The 17024-nt window shown below is 62.3% G+C and carries 19 protein-coding genes and 1 tRNA gene; 14 read left to right on the top strand and 6 right to left on the bottom strand.

All coding sequences use genetic code 11. The features are described 5' to 3' along the window. Positions 1–9 precede the first annotated feature (9 nt). A complete protein-coding gene (locus RUGAMON1_RS30580; RefSeq protein WP_445234048.1) occupies positions 10–1185 on the bottom strand; it encodes a Do family serine endopeptidase in 1176 nt (391 codons plus the stop codon). Positions 1186–1217: 32 nt separating this feature from the next. Further along, the gene (gene mscL / locus RUGAMON1_RS30575; RefSeq protein WP_445234047.1) at positions 1218–1652 is read right to left on the bottom strand and encodes a large conductance mechanosensitive channel protein MscL; all 435 of its coding nucleotides are present in this window, start codon (positions 1650–1652) and stop codon (positions 1218–1220) included. Between the two features lie 360 nt (positions 1653–2012). Between mscL and petA the strand changes: the two genes are divergently transcribed. From petA to RUGAMON1_RS30540, 7 genes are all read left to right on the top strand, one after another. Then, the gene (gene petA / locus RUGAMON1_RS30570; protein WP_116993704.1) at positions 2013–2621 is read left to right on the top strand and encodes a ubiquinol-cytochrome c reductase iron-sulfur subunit; all 609 of its coding nucleotides are present in this window, start codon (positions 2013–2015) and stop codon (positions 2619–2621) included. Between the two features lie 3 nt (positions 2622–2624). Beyond that, the gene (locus tag RUGAMON1_RS30565) at positions 2625–4037 is read left to right on the top strand and encodes a cytochrome b (protein WP_445234046.1); all 1413 of its coding nucleotides are present in this window, start codon (positions 2625–2627) and stop codon (positions 4035–4037) included. Positions 4038–4073: 36 nt separating this feature from the next. Then, the gene (locus RUGAMON1_RS30560) at positions 4074–4838 is read left to right on the top strand and encodes a cytochrome c1 (protein WP_445234045.1); all 765 of its coding nucleotides are present in this window, start codon (positions 4074–4076) and stop codon (positions 4836–4838) included. A 112-nt stretch (positions 4839–4950) separates the two neighbouring features. Beyond that, positions 4951–5562: a glutathione S-transferase N-terminal domain-containing protein gene (locus tag RUGAMON1_RS30555; protein ID WP_008443913.1), complete on the top strand. Its 612-nt coding sequence runs from the start codon at positions 4951–4953 to the stop codon at positions 5560–5562. A gap of 91 nt (positions 5563–5653) precedes the next feature. Beyond that, complete coding sequence (locus tag RUGAMON1_RS30550; protein WP_445234044.1) at positions 5654–6133, top strand: ClpXP protease specificity-enhancing factor; 480 nt, start codon at positions 5654–5656, stop codon at positions 6131–6133. A 26-nt stretch (positions 6134–6159) separates the two neighbouring features. Further along, positions 6160–6235, top strand: a tRNA-Thr gene (locus tag RUGAMON1_RS30545). Positions 6236–6797: 562 nt separating this feature from the next. Further along, entirely contained in the window at positions 6798–7049 is a 252-nt protein-coding gene (locus tag RUGAMON1_RS30540; RefSeq protein WP_445234043.1) for a hypothetical protein, read from the top strand. A 131-nt stretch (positions 7050–7180) separates the two neighbouring features. On the opposite strand, the gene RUGAMON1_RS30535 is transcribed toward RUGAMON1_RS30540, so the two are convergent. Beyond that, the gene (locus RUGAMON1_RS30535) at positions 7181–7957 is read right to left on the bottom strand and encodes a DUF2306 domain-containing protein (protein ID WP_445234042.1); all 777 of its coding nucleotides are present in this window, start codon (positions 7955–7957) and stop codon (positions 7181–7183) included. Positions 7958–7997: 40 nt separating this feature from the next. Beyond that, on the bottom strand, positions 7998–8978 hold the full coding sequence (locus RUGAMON1_RS30530; RefSeq protein WP_445234041.1) for a CE1 family esterase: 981 nt from the start codon (positions 8976–8978) through the stop codon (positions 7998–8000). Positions 8979–9293: 315 nt separating this feature from the next. Here RUGAMON1_RS30530 and RUGAMON1_RS30525 point away from each other — a divergent pair, with 315 nt between their 5' ends. From RUGAMON1_RS30525 to RUGAMON1_RS30515, 3 genes are all read left to right on the top strand, one after another. After that, a complete protein-coding gene (locus RUGAMON1_RS30525; RefSeq protein ID WP_445234040.1) occupies positions 9294–10328 on the top strand; it encodes a tetratricopeptide repeat protein in 1035 nt (344 codons plus the stop codon). A 67-nt stretch (positions 10329–10395) separates the two neighbouring features. Beyond that, positions 10396–11508 carry a sensor histidine kinase gene (locus tag RUGAMON1_RS30520; RefSeq protein ID WP_445234039.1) on the top strand — a complete coding sequence of 371 codons (1113 nt, stop codon included), beginning with the start codon at positions 10396–10398 and terminating at the stop codon, positions 11506–11508. Next, entirely contained in the window at positions 11505–12281 is a 777-nt protein-coding gene (locus RUGAMON1_RS30515) for a LytR/AlgR family response regulator transcription factor (protein WP_445234038.1), read from the top strand. Before RUGAMON1_RS30520 ends, RUGAMON1_RS30515 begins: the two co-directional genes overlap by 4 nt. A gap of 12 nt (positions 12282–12293) precedes the next feature. Here the strand turns inward: RUGAMON1_RS30515 and RUGAMON1_RS30510 are convergent, their stop codons facing one another. Continuing rightward, positions 12294–13829, bottom strand: a complete 1536-nt coding sequence (locus RUGAMON1_RS30510) for an FAD-dependent monooxygenase (RefSeq protein ID WP_445234037.1) — start codon at positions 13827–13829, stop codon at positions 12294–12296. 54 nt (positions 13830–13883) lie between these two features. Between RUGAMON1_RS30510 and RUGAMON1_RS30505 the strand changes: the two genes are divergently transcribed. Then, positions 13884–14522, top strand: coding sequence for a TetR/AcrR family transcriptional regulator (locus tag RUGAMON1_RS30505; RefSeq protein ID WP_445234036.1), 639 nt, complete (start codon positions 13884–13886; stop codon positions 14520–14522). Between the two features lie 124 nt (positions 14523–14646). Continuing rightward, the gene (locus RUGAMON1_RS30500; RefSeq protein ID WP_445234035.1) at positions 14647–15531 is read left to right on the top strand and encodes a dienelactone hydrolase family protein; all 885 of its coding nucleotides are present in this window, start codon (positions 14647–14649) and stop codon (positions 15529–15531) included. Between the two features lie 9 nt (positions 15532–15540). On the opposite strand, the gene RUGAMON1_RS30495 is transcribed toward RUGAMON1_RS30500, so the two are convergent. Continuing rightward, complete coding sequence (locus tag RUGAMON1_RS30495; protein WP_445234034.1) at positions 15541–16284, bottom strand: substrate-binding periplasmic protein; 744 nt, start codon at positions 16282–16284, stop codon at positions 15541–15543. Between the two features lie 72 nt (positions 16285–16356). On the opposite strand from RUGAMON1_RS30495, the gene RUGAMON1_RS30490 reads away from it, so the two are divergent. Both RUGAMON1_RS30490 and RUGAMON1_RS30485 read left to right on the top strand, forming a co-directional pair. Beyond that, positions 16357–16623 (top strand): hypothetical protein, encoded by a 267-nt coding sequence (locus RUGAMON1_RS30490; protein ID WP_445234033.1) that lies wholly within the window; start codon positions 16357–16359, stop codon positions 16621–16623. A gap of 54 nt (positions 16624–16677) precedes the next feature. Beyond that, positions 16678–16809, top strand: coding sequence for a hypothetical protein (locus RUGAMON1_RS30485; protein ID WP_332853414.1), 132 nt, complete (start codon positions 16678–16680; stop codon positions 16807–16809). Positions 16810–17024: the final 215 nt, after the last annotated feature.

Here is a 17024-nt window from a genome sequence, read left to right as displayed (position 1 = left end):
TAAGGTTCCTTATTTGGCGCCGGCCGGACGCTTGCCGACCGTGATGTCCAGCGTGGTCTCGCGGCTCTTGCGCAAGACCGTCATTTTAGCTTTTCCGCCAGGAACAAGTTGGGCGATCACATTCAGCATCTCGTTGGTGTCCGCCACCGGCTTGTCGTCCACCGACAGCAGGATGTCGCCGGGCTTCATGCCGCCCTTGTCGGCCGGGCCGTTGCGCACCACGCCGGCGATGATGGCGCCGCTCTGGCGCTTCAGGCCGAAGCTCGACGCCAGCTCCGGCGTGATCTCCTGCGTTTCGACGCCGATCCAGCCGCGCACCACGTGGCCGGACTTGATGATGGCCTCCATCACCGACTTGGCGGTCGACACCGGAATGGCGAAGCCGATGCCGACCGAGCCGCCCGACTGCGAATAAATCGCCGAATTGATGCCCAGCAGGTTGCCGTTGGCATCGACCAGCGCGCCGCCGGAGTTGCCGAAGTTGATCGCGGCGTCGGTCTGGATGAAGTTCTCGAAGTGATTGATGTGCAGGTTGTTGCGCCCCAGCGCAGAGATGATGCCCATCGTCACCGTCTGGCCGACGCCGAAGGGATTGCCGATGGCCAGCACCACGTCGCCCACCTGCGCCTGCTCGGCCTGGCCCAGCACGATCACCGGCAGCTTGTCGAGCTCGATCTTGATGACGGCCAGGTCGGTCTCGGGATCGGTGCCGACCACCTTGGCGGCGGCCTTGCGGCCGTCGGCCAGCATGACCTCGATTTCGTCGGCCGCTTCCACCACGTGGTTGTTGGTCAGGATATAGCCTTCGCCGGAGACGATGACGCCCGAACCCAGGCTGGATTCCTCGTCGTCGTTCTCGCCGTCATGATCGCGGTCGCGGTCGCCGAAGAATTTTTTAAAGAAGGGATCGCGCAGCAGCGGATGCTTGCCGCGCTTGGGTTTCTTGCTGGTGATGATGTTGACCACGGCCGGCATGGCCCGCCCGGCCGCCGCCCGGTAGGAGCCGACCGCCACACCCGGCGCCTTGCCCGGCGCCGCCTCCAGCATCGCGGCCGGGTGGTCGGCGCTGCCCATCTGCTGGACGCGCACCGGCGCGCGCCGCTCCGGCCCCACGGCCGCGTAGACGAAATACAGTGCCAGTACGACGGTCACCGTTTGCGCAAACAATAACCAGAGTCGTCGCATAGCATCCTGCCGTCCGCCGGACGGCGTCCTTGTTATTTCTTGAGGGAGTCGCGGATCTCGCGCAGCAGCACGATATCTTCCGGCGTCGGCGCCGGCGCCGCGGCCGCTTCAGCCGCCGCTTCCTTGGTGTTCAGGGTGCGCGCCTTGTTCATCAGGCGCACCATCTGGAAGATCACGAAGGCCAGGATGATGAAGTTCAGCAGGATGGTGGCGAAATTGCCGTAGGCCCACACGGCGCCCAGCTTTTTCGCCTCGACCAGGCTCAGGTGCGGATCCTGGCCGTTGAGGCCGATGTAATAATTGGCGAAATCCAGGCCGCCGAACAGTTTGCCGATCGGCGGCATGATGATGTCGGCCACCAGCGAATCGACGATCTTGCCGAAAGCGCCACCGATGATCACACCCACAGCGAGGTCGACCACGTTGCCCTTCATCGCGAATTCTTTAAATTCCTGCATCATTGTCATTTTCTTATCCCCGCTGTGGTCATTTGTGAACAAAACTGCGTCTGGATCATACTATTTTTCCAATTAGATTCCAAACGCGCGCCCCCCGTGCGCATTTGGGTACCGAATTACGATATAAATTTGTCTTGTGTCAATATCTATGGCTTGCGCCCCGCCAGTAGGGCATAGCTCGGCGGAATTCAAGTCCAAAACGGTGCGCAAATCGGCCCAATTGGGGTTACGGCAACGTTTTTGCTTTAATTCGTATCACGCTTACCTTATAATTTAAGGTTGCTAGAAGCTATATTCGTGCTTCAACAAGTTTCAGGTTTTGTTCTCGGTTCTCGGATTTTGTTCGCACTTTGACTGATTGGGGTTTGTATGAGTATCGAAAAGCAGGTCGATTCCGGCCGTCGCGGATTGCTCGTCGCAACAGGCGCGGCGGGTGGTGTAGTGGGTCTGGCAACCGCCGGAGCACTGGTTAGCACGTTCCAACCGTCCGAGCGCGCAAAAGCCGCCGGCGCACCGGTGGAAGTGGATATTTCCAGCCTCAATCCCGGCGAAATGAAGACCGTCGAATGGCGCGGCAAACCGGTCTGGATCATCAAGCGTACCCCTGAAATGGTGGCCTCGCTGAAAAAGACCGACGGCAAAGTGGCCGACGCCGACTCCAAGCGCAACCCGGACGAGTTCACCCCGGAATACGCCCGTAACGAATGGCGCTCGCGCAAGCCAGAACTGCTGATCGCGGTCGGCATCTGTACCCACCTGGGCTGCTCGCCTTCGTCCAAATTCACCCCGGGCCCGCAGCCATCGCTGCCGGACGACTGGGAGGGCGGCTTCCTGTGCCCATGCCACGGCTCGACCTTCGATATGGCCGGCCGCGTGTTCAAGAACAAGCCGGCGCCGGACAATCTGCAAGTGCCGCGTCATATGTTCCTGAGCGACACCAAGCTGATCATTGGTAAAGACGAGAAAGGCGAGGCGTAAATCATGGCGGCTTTCAAAGAGACAAAATTCCCGGCCGATGCACCGGCCGCACAAAAAGCGCTGGGCTGGGTCGACGACCGCTTCCCGCTCACCAAGCTGTGGAATGACCAATGGGGCAAGTACTACGCTCCGAAAAACTTCAACTTCTGGTACATCTTCGGCTCGCTGGCCATGCTGGTGCTGGTGCTGCAGATCGTCACCGGCATCTTCCTGACCATGCACTACAAGCCGGACGCCAACCTGGCCTTCGGTTCGGTCGAATACATCATGCGCGAAGTACCGTGGGGCTGGCTGGTGCGTTACATGCACTCGACCGGCGCCTCGGCCTTCTTCATCATCGTCTACCTGCACATGACGCGCGGCCTGCTGTACGGCTCGTACCGCAAGCCACGTGAACTGATCTGGCTGTTCGGTTTCGCCATCTTCCTGTGCCTGATGGCCGAAGCGTTCTTCGGCTACCTGCTGCCATGGGGCCAGATGTCGTACTGGGGCGCACAAGTGATCGTCAACCTGTTCGGCGCGATTCCGCTGATCGGCCCTGACCTGTCGCTGTGGATCCGCGGCGACTACGTGGTGTCCGACGCCACCCTGAACCGCTTCTTCGCCTTCCACGTGATCGCGATCCCGCTGGTTCTGCTGGGTCTGGTGGCTGCCCACCTGATCGCGCTGCACGAAGTCGGCTCGAGCAACCCGGACGGCATCGAAGTGAAGGAAAACCTGGGCGCCGACGGCCACCCGGTCGATTCGATTCCTTCGCACCCTTACTACACCGTGCACGACCTGTTCGGCGTGTCGGTATTCCTGCTGATCTTCAGCACCGTGGTGTTCTTCGCCCCGGAAATGGGCGGCTACTTCCTGGAATATAACAACTTCCTGCCGGGCGATTCGCTGAAGACCCCGCTGCACATCGCGCCGACCTGGTACTTCACCGCGTTCTACTCGGTGCTGCGCGCCACCACCGCCGACTTCATGTGGGTGCTGATGTTCTTCGTCGCCGCCTACGTGGTGTTCGTGTGGCTGAAGTCGCGCCTGTCGAGCATGGTGAAAACCGCCATCGCCGTGATCGCGCTGGTGGCCATCATCGGCATGCTGCCGCAGGTGCTGGACGCCAAGTTCTGGGGCGTGGTGTTCTTCGGTGGTTCGGTGGTGATCCTGGCCTTCCTGCCTTGGCTGGACAAGTCGCCGGTCAAGTCGATCCGCTACCGCCCAAGCTGGCACAAATACGTGTACGCCGTGTTCTTCTTCTGCTTCCTGTCGCTGGGCTACCTGGGTACCCTGCCGCCGACCGAAGGCCGCACGCTGTTCTCGCAAGTATGCACCCTGCTTTACTTTAGCTTCTTCCTGTTCATGCCATGGTGGAGCGCCATGGGCACGTTCAAGAAGGTCCCGGACCGCGTAGTGTTCCACGCGCACTGATCGACCACCTCGGCTAAAGTACACAAAGGACATTACATGAATTTTCCTAAAAAACTGCTCGCCATCCTGGCATTGCTGCCGGGTCTGGCACTGGCTAACGAAGGCGGCATCGCGCTGGACAAGGCGCCGGACCGCTCGAATAACATGGCAGCACTGCAACATGGCGCCAAGCTGTTCGTCAATTACTGCCTGAACTGCCATAATGCGTCCTCGATGCGCTACAACCGTCTGCGCGACCTCGGCCTGACGGAAGAGCAAATCAAGGCCAACTTGCTGTTCACCGGCGATAAAGTCGGCGAAATGATGACCACCACCATGAACCCGAAAGATGCGAAAGCATGGTTCGGCGTGGTGCCGCCGGACCTGTCCGTCATTTCGCGCGCGAAATCGTCGGGCGCCGGCAGCGGCGGCGACTATCTGTACACCTATCTGCGCACCTTCTACAAGGACGACACCCGCCCGACCGGCTGGAACAACCTGGTGGTCAACAATGTGGCGATGCCGCATGTGTTGTGGGAACTGCAAGGCGTGCAGAAGGTCACGATGAAGGAAGTGGCCGACCCGCACGAAGAGGGTAAGATGACGCATCAATTTGCCGGTTTCGAGCAAGTCACGCCGGGCAAGCTGAGCAAACTGGAATATGACACTGCGGTGGCCGACCTGGTCGGTTACATGGAGTGGATGGCGGAGCCTGCAGCGCAGACCCGCAAAAAACTGGGCGTGGCGGTGGTGCTGTTCATGTCCCTGTTCGCCTTCCTGGCATGGCGCCTGAACGCGTCGTTCTGGAAAGAAGTTAAATAATCGAGAGCGCCGGCTGGCCGGCGCTTGTTTTGCGATGCCCGCGTTGGCGGGCGATCGATCCGGGGTGATCCGTTCGCGGCTTCACCCCCTTTGTTTCTAAGGAACTATAAAAATGATGGTTCTCTACTCGGGTACAACCTGCCCATTTTCGCAACGCTGCCGTCTGGTCCTGTTTGAAAAAGGCATGGACTTCGAAGTGCGCGATGTCGACTTGTTCAACAAGCCGGAAGACATCTCGACCATGAATCCTTATGGTCAGGTGCCTATCCTGGTCGAACGTGAATTGATCCTGTACGAATCGAACATCATCAATGAGTACATCGACGAACGCTTCCCGCATCCGCAACTGATGCCGGCCGATCCGCTGATGCGCGCGCGCGCGCGCCTAATGCTGTTCAATTTCGAGAAGGAATTGTTCGTTCACGTGCACGTGCTGGAAAGCGAACGCGCCAAGAGCAACGACAAGAGCCACGACAAGGCCCGCGCAGAAATCCGCGACCGCCTGACCACGCTCGCGCCGCTGTTCCTGAAGAACAAGTACATGCTCGGCGATGAGTTCTCGATGCTAGACGTGGCGGTTGCGCCGCTGCTGTGGCGTCTGGATCACTACGGCATCGAACTGTCGAAGACCGCGGCCCCGCTGATGAAGTACGCCGAGCGCATCTTCTCGCGCCCTGCCTACATCGAAGCGCTGACGCCGTCGGAAAAGGTCATGCGCCGTTAATTCGGACGCTGGCCGTTTTACTTGAAGTCTATCGGCGCGTTTGCCGGCCTTAGTTGGCGGCGCGCCGGGTTCTACTGCAGTCTGGAATACCATGTCTGAAATCTCAACCAAGCCCTACATGCTGCGCGCCATTTATGAGTGGTGCACGGACAGCGGCTATACGCCCTACCTCGCCGTCAAGGTCGACGCCTCGACCACGGTGCCGATGGAATATGTGAAAAAAGGCGAAATCGTCCTCAACATCAGCTTCGGCGCCACCTCGGGCCTGAAGATGGACAACGACAGCATCCGCTTCCACGCGCGCTTCGGCGGCGTCTCGCGCGAGATCTACGTCCCGGTCAACAACGTCATGGCGATCTATGCCAACGAGAACGGCCAGGGGATGGCGTTCGAGCCGCAGGTGGGCTTTGCCGAGCCGGTGGCGGAAGAAGAAACCAGCGCGCCGGCGCCGGTGCTGGCAGCTGTTCCAGCGCCTGCGCAAGAGGCCAAGAGCGAGGCTCCAAGCGCTCCGGACGACGATAACGAGCCGCCAAAAAAGGGCGGCCGGCCTACTCTTACGCGAATTAAATAGCGTATAATTCGCCCCGTACAAGTTTCGCCGACTTAGCTCATTTGGTAGAGCAGTTGATTTGTAATCATCAGGTGGCCAGTTCGAAACCGGCAGTCGGCACCAGAAATACGTAGTAATATCAAAGGGTTACGGGCTTCGGCATGTAACCCTTTTCGTTTTCCCGCATCTCATCAAGCGCCTCGGTATTGCTTTGAAAGCGCACCAAACTGCAGTCGGCCCAATAGTCAACGCGATAGATTGGCACGCGCTAAAGTGGCAGGACTGATGCGTTTAGGCCGACTCTTGCGCGCTTCAGCCAGTGAGCCGATTGATATTGAACAGTAAGCTTCAAGCTGCTCCGCGTCCTCATGCAGAATATGGAGCCTTAATTTGGCTCCGTCTAGCAAAATCTCCAAATGAAAACCTTCCGCAGTGGCGACGACTTTGCGAAATGCTGCGATCTTCGAGCAGTCCACAGCAACATCCCCCATTCTGACCCAGTACGAACTTCTTTTCATTTTATAGCCTCGTTCGCCGATATGGCATTTCACAGTAGCACGCATCCAGCTATGTTGTACGATCTCATTTGCGGTCCACGAGAACAGAACCGCGTACCGTTGCCACCGAAAGACCGGCGCGGCAAGCATCGGAGCATAATGCCCCTTTTACCATCTGGGAGACCGTCGTGCCTCAATATCAAGTCTGGTACAAGGGAAATGCCGAGCCACTAGCGTTTGCATCGATAGGCCGGCTGAGTGACGCCGAAATCGTCGGCAAAATCCTGGAGAAGGAGCACATCATCGGCTCCCTGGTTACGGACAAGAACAAGGGCCAGGCCGACGACGTAGAGCCGCCGCTAAGCGAAACCATCCAGCGCAATGGCCTCGCTCCCGTCAAGTACATCATGGATGAAAGCGAGATGATTGTAATCGGATGAACACGCTTCATACAGACGAGCTGACAGTCTGGAGTGTTCGTCGATGTGTTGCGATGTTCCTGGATCGGCGCCATCGCCCCATACGCCATCCAGCTCTCAACCAAGCTCACGATCGAGGCGGCCAAATCCAGTTATGACGATAAATCTACTGTGCCAGGGCTGATTTCCGACGGCGCCAGAACGCTACGAACCCGCTTGCGCCGGTAAGCTCCGTAGCCGACATGGCAAAGCCAGTACACCAACAAGGCCAGGATCAGCAACGCCGGTGCATTCAGCGCCCCCGAGTCCCGCACCGCTTTCGGAAAGACCTGCTGCTGCCCCAGGAACAGGGAATTAGCCGCAATGAAAAAGGCGACGGTCATGCGCCACAGATGGCGGGCCACGCGCGTCGCCCCGGTGACGCCACGGTTCAGGATCAATCGCAGATCGCCCACCGCAGCGATGCTGCCGATGATCACGAATAAGACAAAGGCCGCGCCCGGCTGGCCATCCAACTTCCCAGTCGCGCTCTGTGCGGCCAGCCAGAAGAAATAGGCGCCGGCAATGGTGACGCCCAACGACGTCAAGAGCACGCCGTAGTCGAAGCGGCCGACCTGGCCGGGCTTGCGCTTGACGGCGGTCCACGAGGTTAAGACCAGGTAAAAGGTCAGCACGCCGGCGACTACCGAAGCGCGCTCGGGAGTCGGCAGGAACGGCGCCACGCAGGCGCCGATCCCGGACATCAGCATCATCGCCACGGCAAATATTTTTCCGGCCAAGCGGTGCAGGTCGGAACCCTTGCGGAACACGAAGGCGGCCACGCCGGACAGGATGCCGACGCTGCCGGCGCCGATGTGCAGGTACAAGACCGCCGCAGCGGCAACGTGAACCAGGACTGAGCTGGCGGGATCAACATACAGTATGGTCATTTTCGATAACTCCGAAGTAATGTGGATAGCGCGGAAAAATTTATGGCCGCTGGCGCTCGAAGAAGGCCCAGATCATGGCCGGCCCGTTGGGCTCCATCGGCGACGGCCCCAACAGGCGCGGGCGGCGCGCATACGGCTGTGGCAAGCCGTGACCGCCGCCATGTATGGTCACCAGCTCGACCTCGGTCCTGCCATCGTTGCTCCAGCGGGACTGCTCGACGCTGACGTCCTCTGCCGCTGGTGTCCGGCTGATTCGGGGCGCACCGGCAAGCTGGCTGCGATCCGCGAAATACTGAGCCGATGCGATCGACGAAATGACCTGCCCGCCCTTGTAGAACAGCCCCAACAGGTTGATCTCGCCGCCTGCGTAGGGCACCAGAGGATCCTTGGTGCCGTTCATGATCATCACCGAAGTGGTCTGCGCCACAGGCTTGCATTGGAAATTCTGCGCCGCCGGCAGATTGGCGATCACTGCGGCCACCGCGCGGTAACGGGTCGGTTGTTCCAGCGCCAGGCGTATCGCCATCGAGCCGCCGTTCGACACGCCGGCGGCAAACACCCGCGTCGGATCGAGGCCGATTTCGCCGACCAGCTTGTCGACCATGGCGTCCAGAAAGCGCACATCGTCAGCGCTGACGCCGTTCACCTTGGCGTCACCGATCGAGCTGCAGTCATTCCAGTCGAAGGCGTAGGACTTCGGGTAGACCACGGCGAAGCCATGCTGGTCGGCCAGGCGTTCGAAGCTATAACCGGTGCCGACGCGAACTTGCTGGATGCCTTCCCCTGAACCATGCATCACCACCACCAGCGGCGCGCCTTTGGGCAAGCCCTTGGGCACATACGTCCGGTAGCTGCGTGTCAAGCCGGCCACTTCGATGGTGCCCTGGCTCAGCGTACCGGACAGCTGCGGCTTCTCGGGATCGGGGGTGTAGACAAAATAGCCGAGCAGGCCGGCCAGCACAGCCACCAGGGCGAGCAGGCCCAAGAAGGAAAACATCAGGAAACGCAGAACTTTTTTCATGGCAAGGCTCTCGTTGTTGCGAAAACGTCCACCTTACCAGCATGACCCAGACGGGCCAAGCCGCAAGCGACCGGCTACGCCTGCGCCGGCACAAACCACGTCCTGGCGCGACGAACGACGCCGGCGCCCGCGCGGAGCCCCTCCGGACTCGCTCATCCCGCCAGGCCGTGGCTGAATACCCGCGCGCCGTCGTTCGTCCGATACGCCGTTTGCGTGGGGCGGCAGCGCAATACCATGGTGCTGTCCTTGCGAGATCCGCCACCCACCGCTCTGCTTCTCGCTTCTTCAACCGCCCACTTTAAGACCAGGCCGACCATGAAAATTCAACGCATTCATCCACGCAAAACCCTTGCAACCGCCATCGCGATGGCCACGCTGGCGCTGTTGGCCGGCATGGGCACAGCCCAGGCTGCCATCTTCAAGGATGCGCAGTTTGAGTCGCTGCAAGACGCCGGCAACTACGTCGAACTGGAGCGGCAGGCGCAAACCCGTTTGAAGGCCGATGCCGGAGATGCCGAGGCCAGCGCGGCCCTGTCCCTGGCGCTGACCTTCATCGACGCCGGCGACGCCAAACGGCTGGAAGCCGGCGCCAAGCAGGCCAAACGATGCGTCGAACAGCATCCGGCGGCGGCGGTGTGCCATCTGGCGACGGCGCAGAACCTGAGCATGCAGATGCTCAGCGTTGGCATGTTCAAGGCCATGCGCATGCTCGATACCTTGAAAGAGTCCTGGAGCCGCACGCTGGAACTGGCCCCCGACAGCTTCGTGGCCCGCGTTCAGTTGGCCAAGCTCTACCTGACGGTGCCCGGCATGATGGGCGGCAGCGTTTCCAAGGCCAAGGAGCTGGAGGCCGCCGTGCGCGCCAGCCAACCTGAAACGGCGCGCATCATCCGCGTCAACATCGCTGCCGAAGCCAAGCAATGGGGCGCGATGGAGGGCGAGTTGTCGGTGCTCAAACCAGGCAAGGATGCCGCCATGCGGGAGGAAATTCGCAACGCCACCATGCAGCTGGCACAGGTCTTCCTGGCGGACGGCAAAGACCTGGCCAAGGCCAGGAGTCTGTATGCGACCCTGCTGCGCGACCAGCCCGACCATGCCGCCGGCTACTACGGGCTCGGCCGGGTCCTTACCCAGATGGGCCAGGCGGACGAAGCGATTCGCAACTTTGAACGCGCCAAGACCATGACCGGCGCCGACGGCTTCCCGATCGACCACCGCCTGGGCGACGCCTATCTGGCCAAAGGCGACAAGGCGCAGGCCAGGGCGGCCTATGAACGCTTCATCGCGAACAAACGCGCCAATCCGGCCAATCTCGACGACGCGCGCAAGAGCCTGGCCAAGCTTGGCTGAACGAATCGAGCGCAGCGTTGGCGCTAAGCCGCTGCCGCCCTTCGACCATACATCCATCGAGTATCATATGGACATGCCATCCGACCAGTCAGCCCGCTTCAACGATCCCGCCGCGCCCGCCAACTGGCGCGCCATGTTCGGCTGGCGCCGGCTGCGCACCGTCGCCATCCTCTGTACGCTGATCATCCTGCTGTTCAGCTTTGGCTGGAAGGCGGGCCTGTCCGTTCTCGTGACCAGGATATTCTGCGTCGGCCTGGCGTTGCTGCTGGTCTTCGGCCTGTTCGAACAATGGCCGCGCCGCCTGCCCAAGTGGATGGCCCGCTGGGTCCTGCAAGTCGCGGCAGTCGGCGTGACGGTGCCGATCACCATGTTCATCGCCTACATGTGGAGTACCGCGCCGGGCGCGCCGATGTTCTGGAACGAGCCGGACCGGCTGGAAGGCTTCGTGACCTTCACTTTGCTGGGCATGCTGCTCGCGCCCTGGACCGCGCTGACGGCCCTGCTGCGCCAGCGCGAAGCGACGGTGGAAGAGCAGGCCATCGGCTTCGAGCTGGAGCGCAGCGAGATGGCGCGGGCCGCGCTCGACGCCCGCATGCGCCTGCTCACCGCCCAGGTGCAGCCGCATTTCCTGTTCAACACCCTGGCCAATGTACAGGCCTTGGTGGAGGCCGGCTCGCCGCGCGCGCCGCAGCTGCTGCAAAGCCTGACGGCCTATTTGCGCGCCGCCGTGCCCCGGCTCGACGGCTCGACCAACACGCTGGGCCAGGAACTCGAACTGGTGCGCGCCTATCTGGAGTTGATGCAGATGCGCATGCCCGACCGGCTCGCCTTCGAGCTGCACATCGGCAGCGGCGGGCATCTGCTGCACTGCCCGCCGATGACGCTGCTGACCCTGGTTGAGAATGCGGTCCAACATGGCATCGACCCGAGCGAAGAAGGCGGCCGTATCGACGTGCATGCCGAATTGCTCGCGGCGGAAGGCGACACGCCGCGTTGCCGCCTGACCGTCATCGACACCGGCATCGGCCTGCAGGCGACCGGCCGCGGCCTCGGCACCGGTCTGGCGGCGCTGCGCGAGCGGCTCAATTGGGCCTACCGGGGCAGCGCGACGCTCGACCTGGTCGAAGTGCAGCCACACGGTGTACAAGTGACCATTGAATTCAATATCGAGCCAATATGACCACCACCATCAGCGCCCTGATTGCCGACGACGAACCGCTGCTGCGCGAGATTCTTGAAGCCCGGCTGGCCGCCGCCTGGCCGGAGTTACAGATCGTCGCGCAGGCGCGCAACGGCCGCCAGGCGATCGAGCTGTTCGAGCAACATCTGCCGACGATCTGCTTTCTGGACATGCATATGCCGGGCCTGAACGGCATCGAAGTCGCGCGCCACATCGGCAAACGCTCGCATCTGGTGTTCGTCACCGCCTTTGACCAGTACGCGCTGGATGCCTTCGAACATGGCGTGCTGGACTACCTCGTCAAACCCGTCACCGCCGCCCGCCTGGCGGAAACGGTGGAGCGCCTGAAAGCGCGCACCCAAACGGCGCAACCGGCGGTGCACACCGAGGCGCTGCTGGCGCAACTGGCCGAGCGGCTCAAGCTCGGCCAGCCCGAGGCGCTGCGCTGGCTGCGCGCGACGGTGGGCGGCTCCTTGCGGATGATACCGGTCGACGATATCGACTATCTGAAGAGCGATACGAAATACACCCTGGTGGCCTTCCGCGACGAAGGGCAGCCCGCCGAGGCGCTGATACGCATGCCGCTGAAGGAGCTGATTGCGCAACTCGACCCGCAGCTGTTTGCGCAGGTGCATCGCTCGGTGGCGGTCAATCTGCGGGCGATACGCTGCGTCACCCGGGGCGAAAACGAGACCGCCGACATCGAGCTCAAAGGACGTAGCGAACGCCTGCCAGTCAGCCGCAGCTACTTGCAGTTCTTCAAAGAGATGTAAGCCTGCCCGCCATCAAAAACCACCTGCGGGACTGCCAGTCGGCGCCTCGGCTGGTGTCGTCGATACGAACCAGCGCCGGAGCGCCTGCTCCAATCCGCAGGTGTCGTTCTCCGTCCCTACCCAGGCAACGCACGCGTCGGGACGGATCAGCATCGTCGGCCCGGTATCGACGCCCACGCAACGTATTCTCTGCGTCGCGGCAGCGACCATCATCGATGCCGTCCTCCCAGCTGAAGCATCGAGCAGAACGCCCCTTCCGTCCTGCATGAGATCGTAGAGCGAGGCGCCGCCTGTGCTGCCGGCGACCGGCCGGTCGTCCACCAAGCGCCCCACCTCATCCAGTGCCGACCCAAGATCGTATCGCGTGGCCAGTCCGCTCGTCATCGCGCCGATGAGCCGGTTGACATCATCGAATTGCAACAGATCCGCCATCAGCTCGCGCATCGCGCCCGCTTGCGGATCGGGCCGCATGATGGCGATCTGGGCCAAGGTATTGGCCAGCACCGCCTGGGCCACGGGCCGCCGTTCGGTTGTGTAGGTATCGAGCAGGCAGTCGGGCATCTCGCCCCGGATCACCGCCGCAAGCTTCCAGCCAAGGTTGGCCGCGTCCACCAGGCCGAGGCCCAGGCCCTGTCCGCCGAACGGCGTATGGACATGCGCCGCATCGCCGGCCAGCAGCACCCGGCCGCGACGATAGGTATCGACCAGCCGGGTATTGTCGGTCCACCGGCTGCCGCTTTCAAGCGCCCTCACCCGGACCTCCGCACCGCTGACGCGGCGCAGTACGGCCTCGACCTCCTCCCGCGTAACCGGAGCCTGCCGGTCTTCGGGCGGCCCACTGAAATCCAGCATCAGCAACCGGCCCGGCGCCGGGCCAAAGGAAAACATGCCGCCCGATGTGCGGTGCCAGCCGAGCGGCAACAGGCGCTCCGGCTGGTCGATCTCGGCGACGGCCTGATAAAACGTCAGCGTCGGCGGTGTGCCGGGAAAATCAAACCCAGCCATCTTGCGGACGAGGCTGCGCCCGCCGTCGCAACCCACGAGATAGGCGCAGCCAATACGGCCGGCGCCGCCTGGCGCTGTCCATTCGACGTCGACACCGTCCGCCTGCTGGACGAATGCGGTGACCTCGCACTGGCGGCGCACCTCGATACCCAGTGCCTGCGCGCGCTCGGCCAGCATGGCTTCAAGCGCCTGCTGATCCACTGGACGGGGACGCCGTTCCGGCTCTTTCTGCGCGTCCTTGCGTATCAAAGACAGGCCGGCGAAATGGCCGCTGAACTTCGACGTCCGGCCACGCAATACCGCCCCCGCCTGCTCAATCTCGGCGAAGCTGCGCGCTTCTGCCACGGCGATGGCCTCGGCCATGCCGCGACGCATTAACGCTTCCACGCCCAGCGGTCCGATGCCAAACGCCTTCATCGCCGTGCTCGGGGCGGCCAGGCGTTCCAGCACGAGGACACGCGCGCCACCCAAGGTAAGTTCGATCGCGGTCAGCAGCCCGACCGGTCCCGCGCCCACAACGACAACATCCACTTGCTCATTCATATACTCAATCCCAATATATACTCAGTATATGTAAACTATGCTATCATCCGCTGCATGTCAATCCCAACCGATCTTCGATCCCGCAAACGCCTCGCCACGCGACAAAGCATTTCCAATGCCGCCACGCGCCTGTTCCTTGAACGGGGCTTCGATCATGTGACGGTGGACGACATTGCGGCGGCGGCCGACGTCGGGCGGATGACGGTGTTCAACCACTTCCCCCGCAAGGAGGACATGTTCTTCGATCGCGACGAAGAAGTCCGCGAGATGCTGCGCTTGGCCTTGCGGGAACGCGATCCCCAGGTCGCTCCAATCGAGGCATTGCGCCTGCTCGCCCATCGGCTGGTCGAGGAACAAAGCCCTTACACCAGATTTTCCGCAGCAAGTCAGGGCTTCATCGAGACGATCGAAGGCAGCGCAACCCTCAAGGCGCGGGCCAGGGCGATCCGCGACGAAATCGCGCAGGTGGTGGCGGTGACGTTGTCCGAGTGCGCAGGGCGGGAGCCGGGCGACCCCGACGCTCATCTGGCAGCCGGCCTGCTGCTGGCGACGTGGACCGTCGCCCTGATCCAGGCTCACCAGACCTACCGGCAAGGGCGTGATACCGAGCAGGCAAAAGCCGTCTTTCTCGCCGTTGTCGATAAAGGAAGCGCGGGCCTGCATGCCGCCATGGCAGGCACGCCTTACGCCTGAACGAGCAACTTCGTGAGCCAAAACCCGCGCTTGGATATGCAGAAATATTCCGTCTGTGCCGAACGCCGGTGGAACGACGCTGCGCTACACTAGCCGCTCGCCCACCTGCCTGAGGAATCGAGACATGACACGCAAAACCGCTGCCGATTTTGACCCGGAAGTATTGAAGCTGTTCGACCAGTACGTGCACGGCGGCATCACGCGACGTGATTTCCTGTCCTCGGCAACACGCTATGCCGTGGGCGGCACCACCGCCGCCGGCCTGCTCGGCGCGCTCAGCCCGAGCTTCGCCGCACCGCTGGTCACCCCGGACGACCGCCGCATCAAGACCCGCTATGTCGAACTGCCTTCGCCGCAGGGCAACGGCACCGTGCGCGGCTACCTGGTCTCGCCGGCCGACGCCAAGGGCAAGCTGCCACTGGTGCTGGTGGTGCACGAGAATCGCGGCCTGAACCCGCACATCGAAGACGTCGCCCGCCGCCTGGCGCTGGACGGCTTCATCGCCTTCGCGCCGGACGCCTTGTTCACCCTGGGCGGCTACCCCGGCGACGAGGACAAGGCGCGCGCCCTGTTCAGCAAGCTGGACCAACCCAAGACCCGCGCCGACTTCGTCGCCTCGGCCCGCTGGCTGCAGCAACAGCCGGAAGGCAACGGCAAGCTCGGCGTGGTCGGCTTCTGCTTCGGCGGCGGCATCGCCAACTATCTGGCCACGCAGCTACCGGAACTGGCGGCGGCCGTGCCGTTCTACGGCGGCCAACCGGGGGCGGCGGACGCGGCGCGCATCAAGGCCCACCTGCTGATCCACGACGCCGGCAACGACGAGCGCATCCGCGCCGGCTGGCCCGCCTACGAACAGGCGTTGAAGGACGCCGGCGCGAGTTACCAGTACCACGTCTACCCAGGCGTCGAACACGGCTTCAACAACGACACCACGCCGCGCTACGACGCCGCCTCCGCCAAGCTGGCCTGGCAGCGCACGACCGACTTCTTCCGCACACGGCTGGCCTGACGCGCCCGGCTACTCGTATTTGGCCGCCAGCCGCTGCCACTCGGGATCGTCCTTGAGCTGCCGGATCACCGGGGCGATCTTTTCATAGATCGCCCCCTTGGCGCGCGGCACCAGAAAGCGCCGTTCGGTGGCCTGCGACGGCAGCTCGTGCAGCTGGAATTTGTCCGCCTCCACCGCGTGCACCTTCAGGTAGTAGCGCACCACCGATTCGGCGGCGGTCACGCTGTCCACTCGTCCAAACCGCAATTTCTCCAGATTGTTGTCGTCGCTGATGGCGTCGCTGCGAACCAGCCCCTGCAGGCGCATCCACGCTTCCAGGTCGGGATAGCTGTAGCCGAGCACCATGCCGACCGTGCGGCCGCTCAGCGCGCCAGGCTTGGACACATTGAAAGCCTGCCCCGCCGGCAGCACGATCACATAGCGGTCGATGTCGAACGGCACCGTCCACAGGTATTTTTTCTGACCGACGTCGTTGAACCAGTGCGGCATCATGCCGATGACGATGCCGTCCAGCTCGCCCCGCTCCACTTGCAGCTGCAGGCGCTTGCGCGGCAGATAGATCAACTTGAAACTCAGCTGGCCGAGTTTTTTACGGTTCAGGTAATCCACCAGGTCGGGGTAGATGCCGCTGCCGTCGGCCAGCATCAGGGGCGCGACACGGGCGCTGGTGTAGACGTTGACGACCTCGCCCCGCGCCGCTCCATGGAGCACGCCCAAGCACAGCATCGCCAGTGCCGTCAGGAACTTTTTCATACTTGAATATAGCATGTCAGCGATTTAAGCCCATCCTAACCTAGCCAGCCGTCCGCTTGCTACAATGGTCGGATGCGTAATGTCCTAGCCCTCTTTGTTGCCCTGGTTTTCGTGCTGTACAGCTCCGTGCTGGCGGCAGCGCCCACGCATACCTGCTGCAAGAGCGCCGATTGCCCGGTGACCCAGTGTGTGGCGGCCGATTGCCTGCCGTCGGCGATGCCGGCGGCCTTGGGCGATATCGCGCTGCCGGTCGCGCCGCCCGCCAGCGAGGCGGCGCAATGTCCGGCCCCGGCCATCCTGCCCAGCCCGCCTACCAAAGTGTGGTGTCCTCCCGACTGACGGTAAAAGTGTTTCAGATCAAGCACATAACTTTTACTTTTATAAGGAAACACCATGAAATCGATCATCATCAAGGCATCCGCCGTGACCGCCGTCCTGCTGGCATCCGCCGGCGCCTACGCCAGCACCATGGATTGCTGCGGCGGCCTGGAATGCTGCGTCAAGATGCTGGCCTGCTGCTTCTAAGCGCTAGACCATAAGAAAGGGCCCTGCGGGGCCCTTTCTTCGTTTTAGGACTTGGCGAAGGCCAGGAAGTCGGCGTTGAAGCGGTCCTTGTGGGTGTCGGTCAAGCCGTGCGGCGCGCCGGGGTAGGTGATCAGCTTGGCGTGCTTGACGATGGCGGCCGAGGCGCGGCCGGCGGCGTCGATCGGCACGATCTGGTCGTCCTCGCCGTGGATGAT

Source organism: Duganella rhizosphaerae, assembly GCF_040364205.1.
GTDB lineage: Bacteria > Pseudomonadota > Gammaproteobacteria > Burkholderiales > Burkholderiaceae_D > Rugamonas > Rugamonas rhizosphaerae.
The sequence above is the reverse complement of the archived record's forward strand: the minus strand, read 5'-3'. Positions and strand labels throughout refer to the sequence as shown.

Bases quoted from the DNA above. Each gene is read 5' to 3' on its own strand.
- RUGAMON1_RS30555 (WP_008443913.1), top strand. From the start codon at position 4,951: ATGATGGTTCTCTACTCGGGTACAACCTGCCCATTTTCGCAACGCTGC.
- RUGAMON1_RS30510 (WP_445234037.1), bottom strand. From the start codon at position 13,829: ATGAATGAGCAAGTGGATGTTGTCGTTGTGGGCGCGGGACCGGTCGGG.
- RUGAMON1_RS30525 (WP_445234040.1), top strand. From the start codon at position 9,294: ATGAAAATTCAACGCATTCATCCACGCAAAACCCTTGCAACCGCCATC.
- RUGAMON1_RS30580 (WP_445234048.1), bottom strand. From the start codon at position 1,185: ATGCGACGACTCTGGTTATTGTTTGCGCAAACGGTGACCGTCGTACTG.
- RUGAMON1_RS30530 (WP_445234041.1), bottom strand. From the start codon at position 8,978: ATGAAAAAAGTTCTGCGTTTCCTGATGTTTTCCTTCTTGGGCCTGCTC.
- RUGAMON1_RS30560 (WP_445234045.1), top strand. From the start codon at position 4,074: ATGAATTTTCCTAAAAAACTGCTCGCCATCCTGGCATTGCTGCCGGGT.
- RUGAMON1_RS30550 (WP_445234044.1), top strand. From the start codon at position 5,654: ATGTCTGAAATCTCAACCAAGCCCTACATGCTGCGCGCCATTTATGAG.
- RUGAMON1_RS30535 (WP_445234042.1), bottom strand. From the start codon at position 7,957: ATGACCATACTGTATGTTGATCCCGCCAGCTCAGTCCTGGTTCACGTT.
- RUGAMON1_RS30520 (WP_445234039.1), top strand. From the start codon at position 10,396: ATGGACATGCCATCCGACCAGTCAGCCCGCTTCAACGATCCCGCCGCG.
- RUGAMON1_RS30490 (WP_445234033.1), top strand. From the start codon at position 16,357: ATGCGTAATGTCCTAGCCCTCTTTGTTGCCCTGGTTTTCGTGCTGTAC.
- RUGAMON1_RS30495 (WP_445234034.1), bottom strand. From the start codon at position 16,284: ATGAAAAAGTTCCTGACGGCACTGGCGATGCTGTGCTTGGGCGTGCTC.
- RUGAMON1_RS30565 (WP_445234046.1), top strand. From the start codon at position 2,625: ATGGCGGCTTTCAAAGAGACAAAATTCCCGGCCGATGCACCGGCCGCA.
- RUGAMON1_RS30505 (WP_445234036.1), top strand. From the start codon at position 13,884: ATGTCAATCCCAACCGATCTTCGATCCCGCAAACGCCTCGCCACGCGA.
- petA (WP_116993704.1), top strand. From the start codon at position 2,013: ATGAGTATCGAAAAGCAGGTCGATTCCGGCCGTCGCGGATTGCTCGTC.
- RUGAMON1_RS30485 (WP_332853414.1), top strand. From the start codon at position 16,678: ATGAAATCGATCATCATCAAGGCATCCGCCGTGACCGCCGTCCTGCTG.
- RUGAMON1_RS30515 (WP_445234038.1), top strand. From the start codon at position 11,505: ATGACCACCACCATCAGCGCCCTGATTGCCGACGACGAACCGCTGCTG.
- mscL (WP_445234047.1), bottom strand. From the start codon at position 1,652: ATGACAATGATGCAGGAATTTAAAGAATTCGCGATGAAGGGCAACGTG.
- RUGAMON1_RS30500 (WP_445234035.1), top strand. From the start codon at position 14,647: ATGACACGCAAAACCGCTGCCGATTTTGACCCGGAAGTATTGAAGCTG.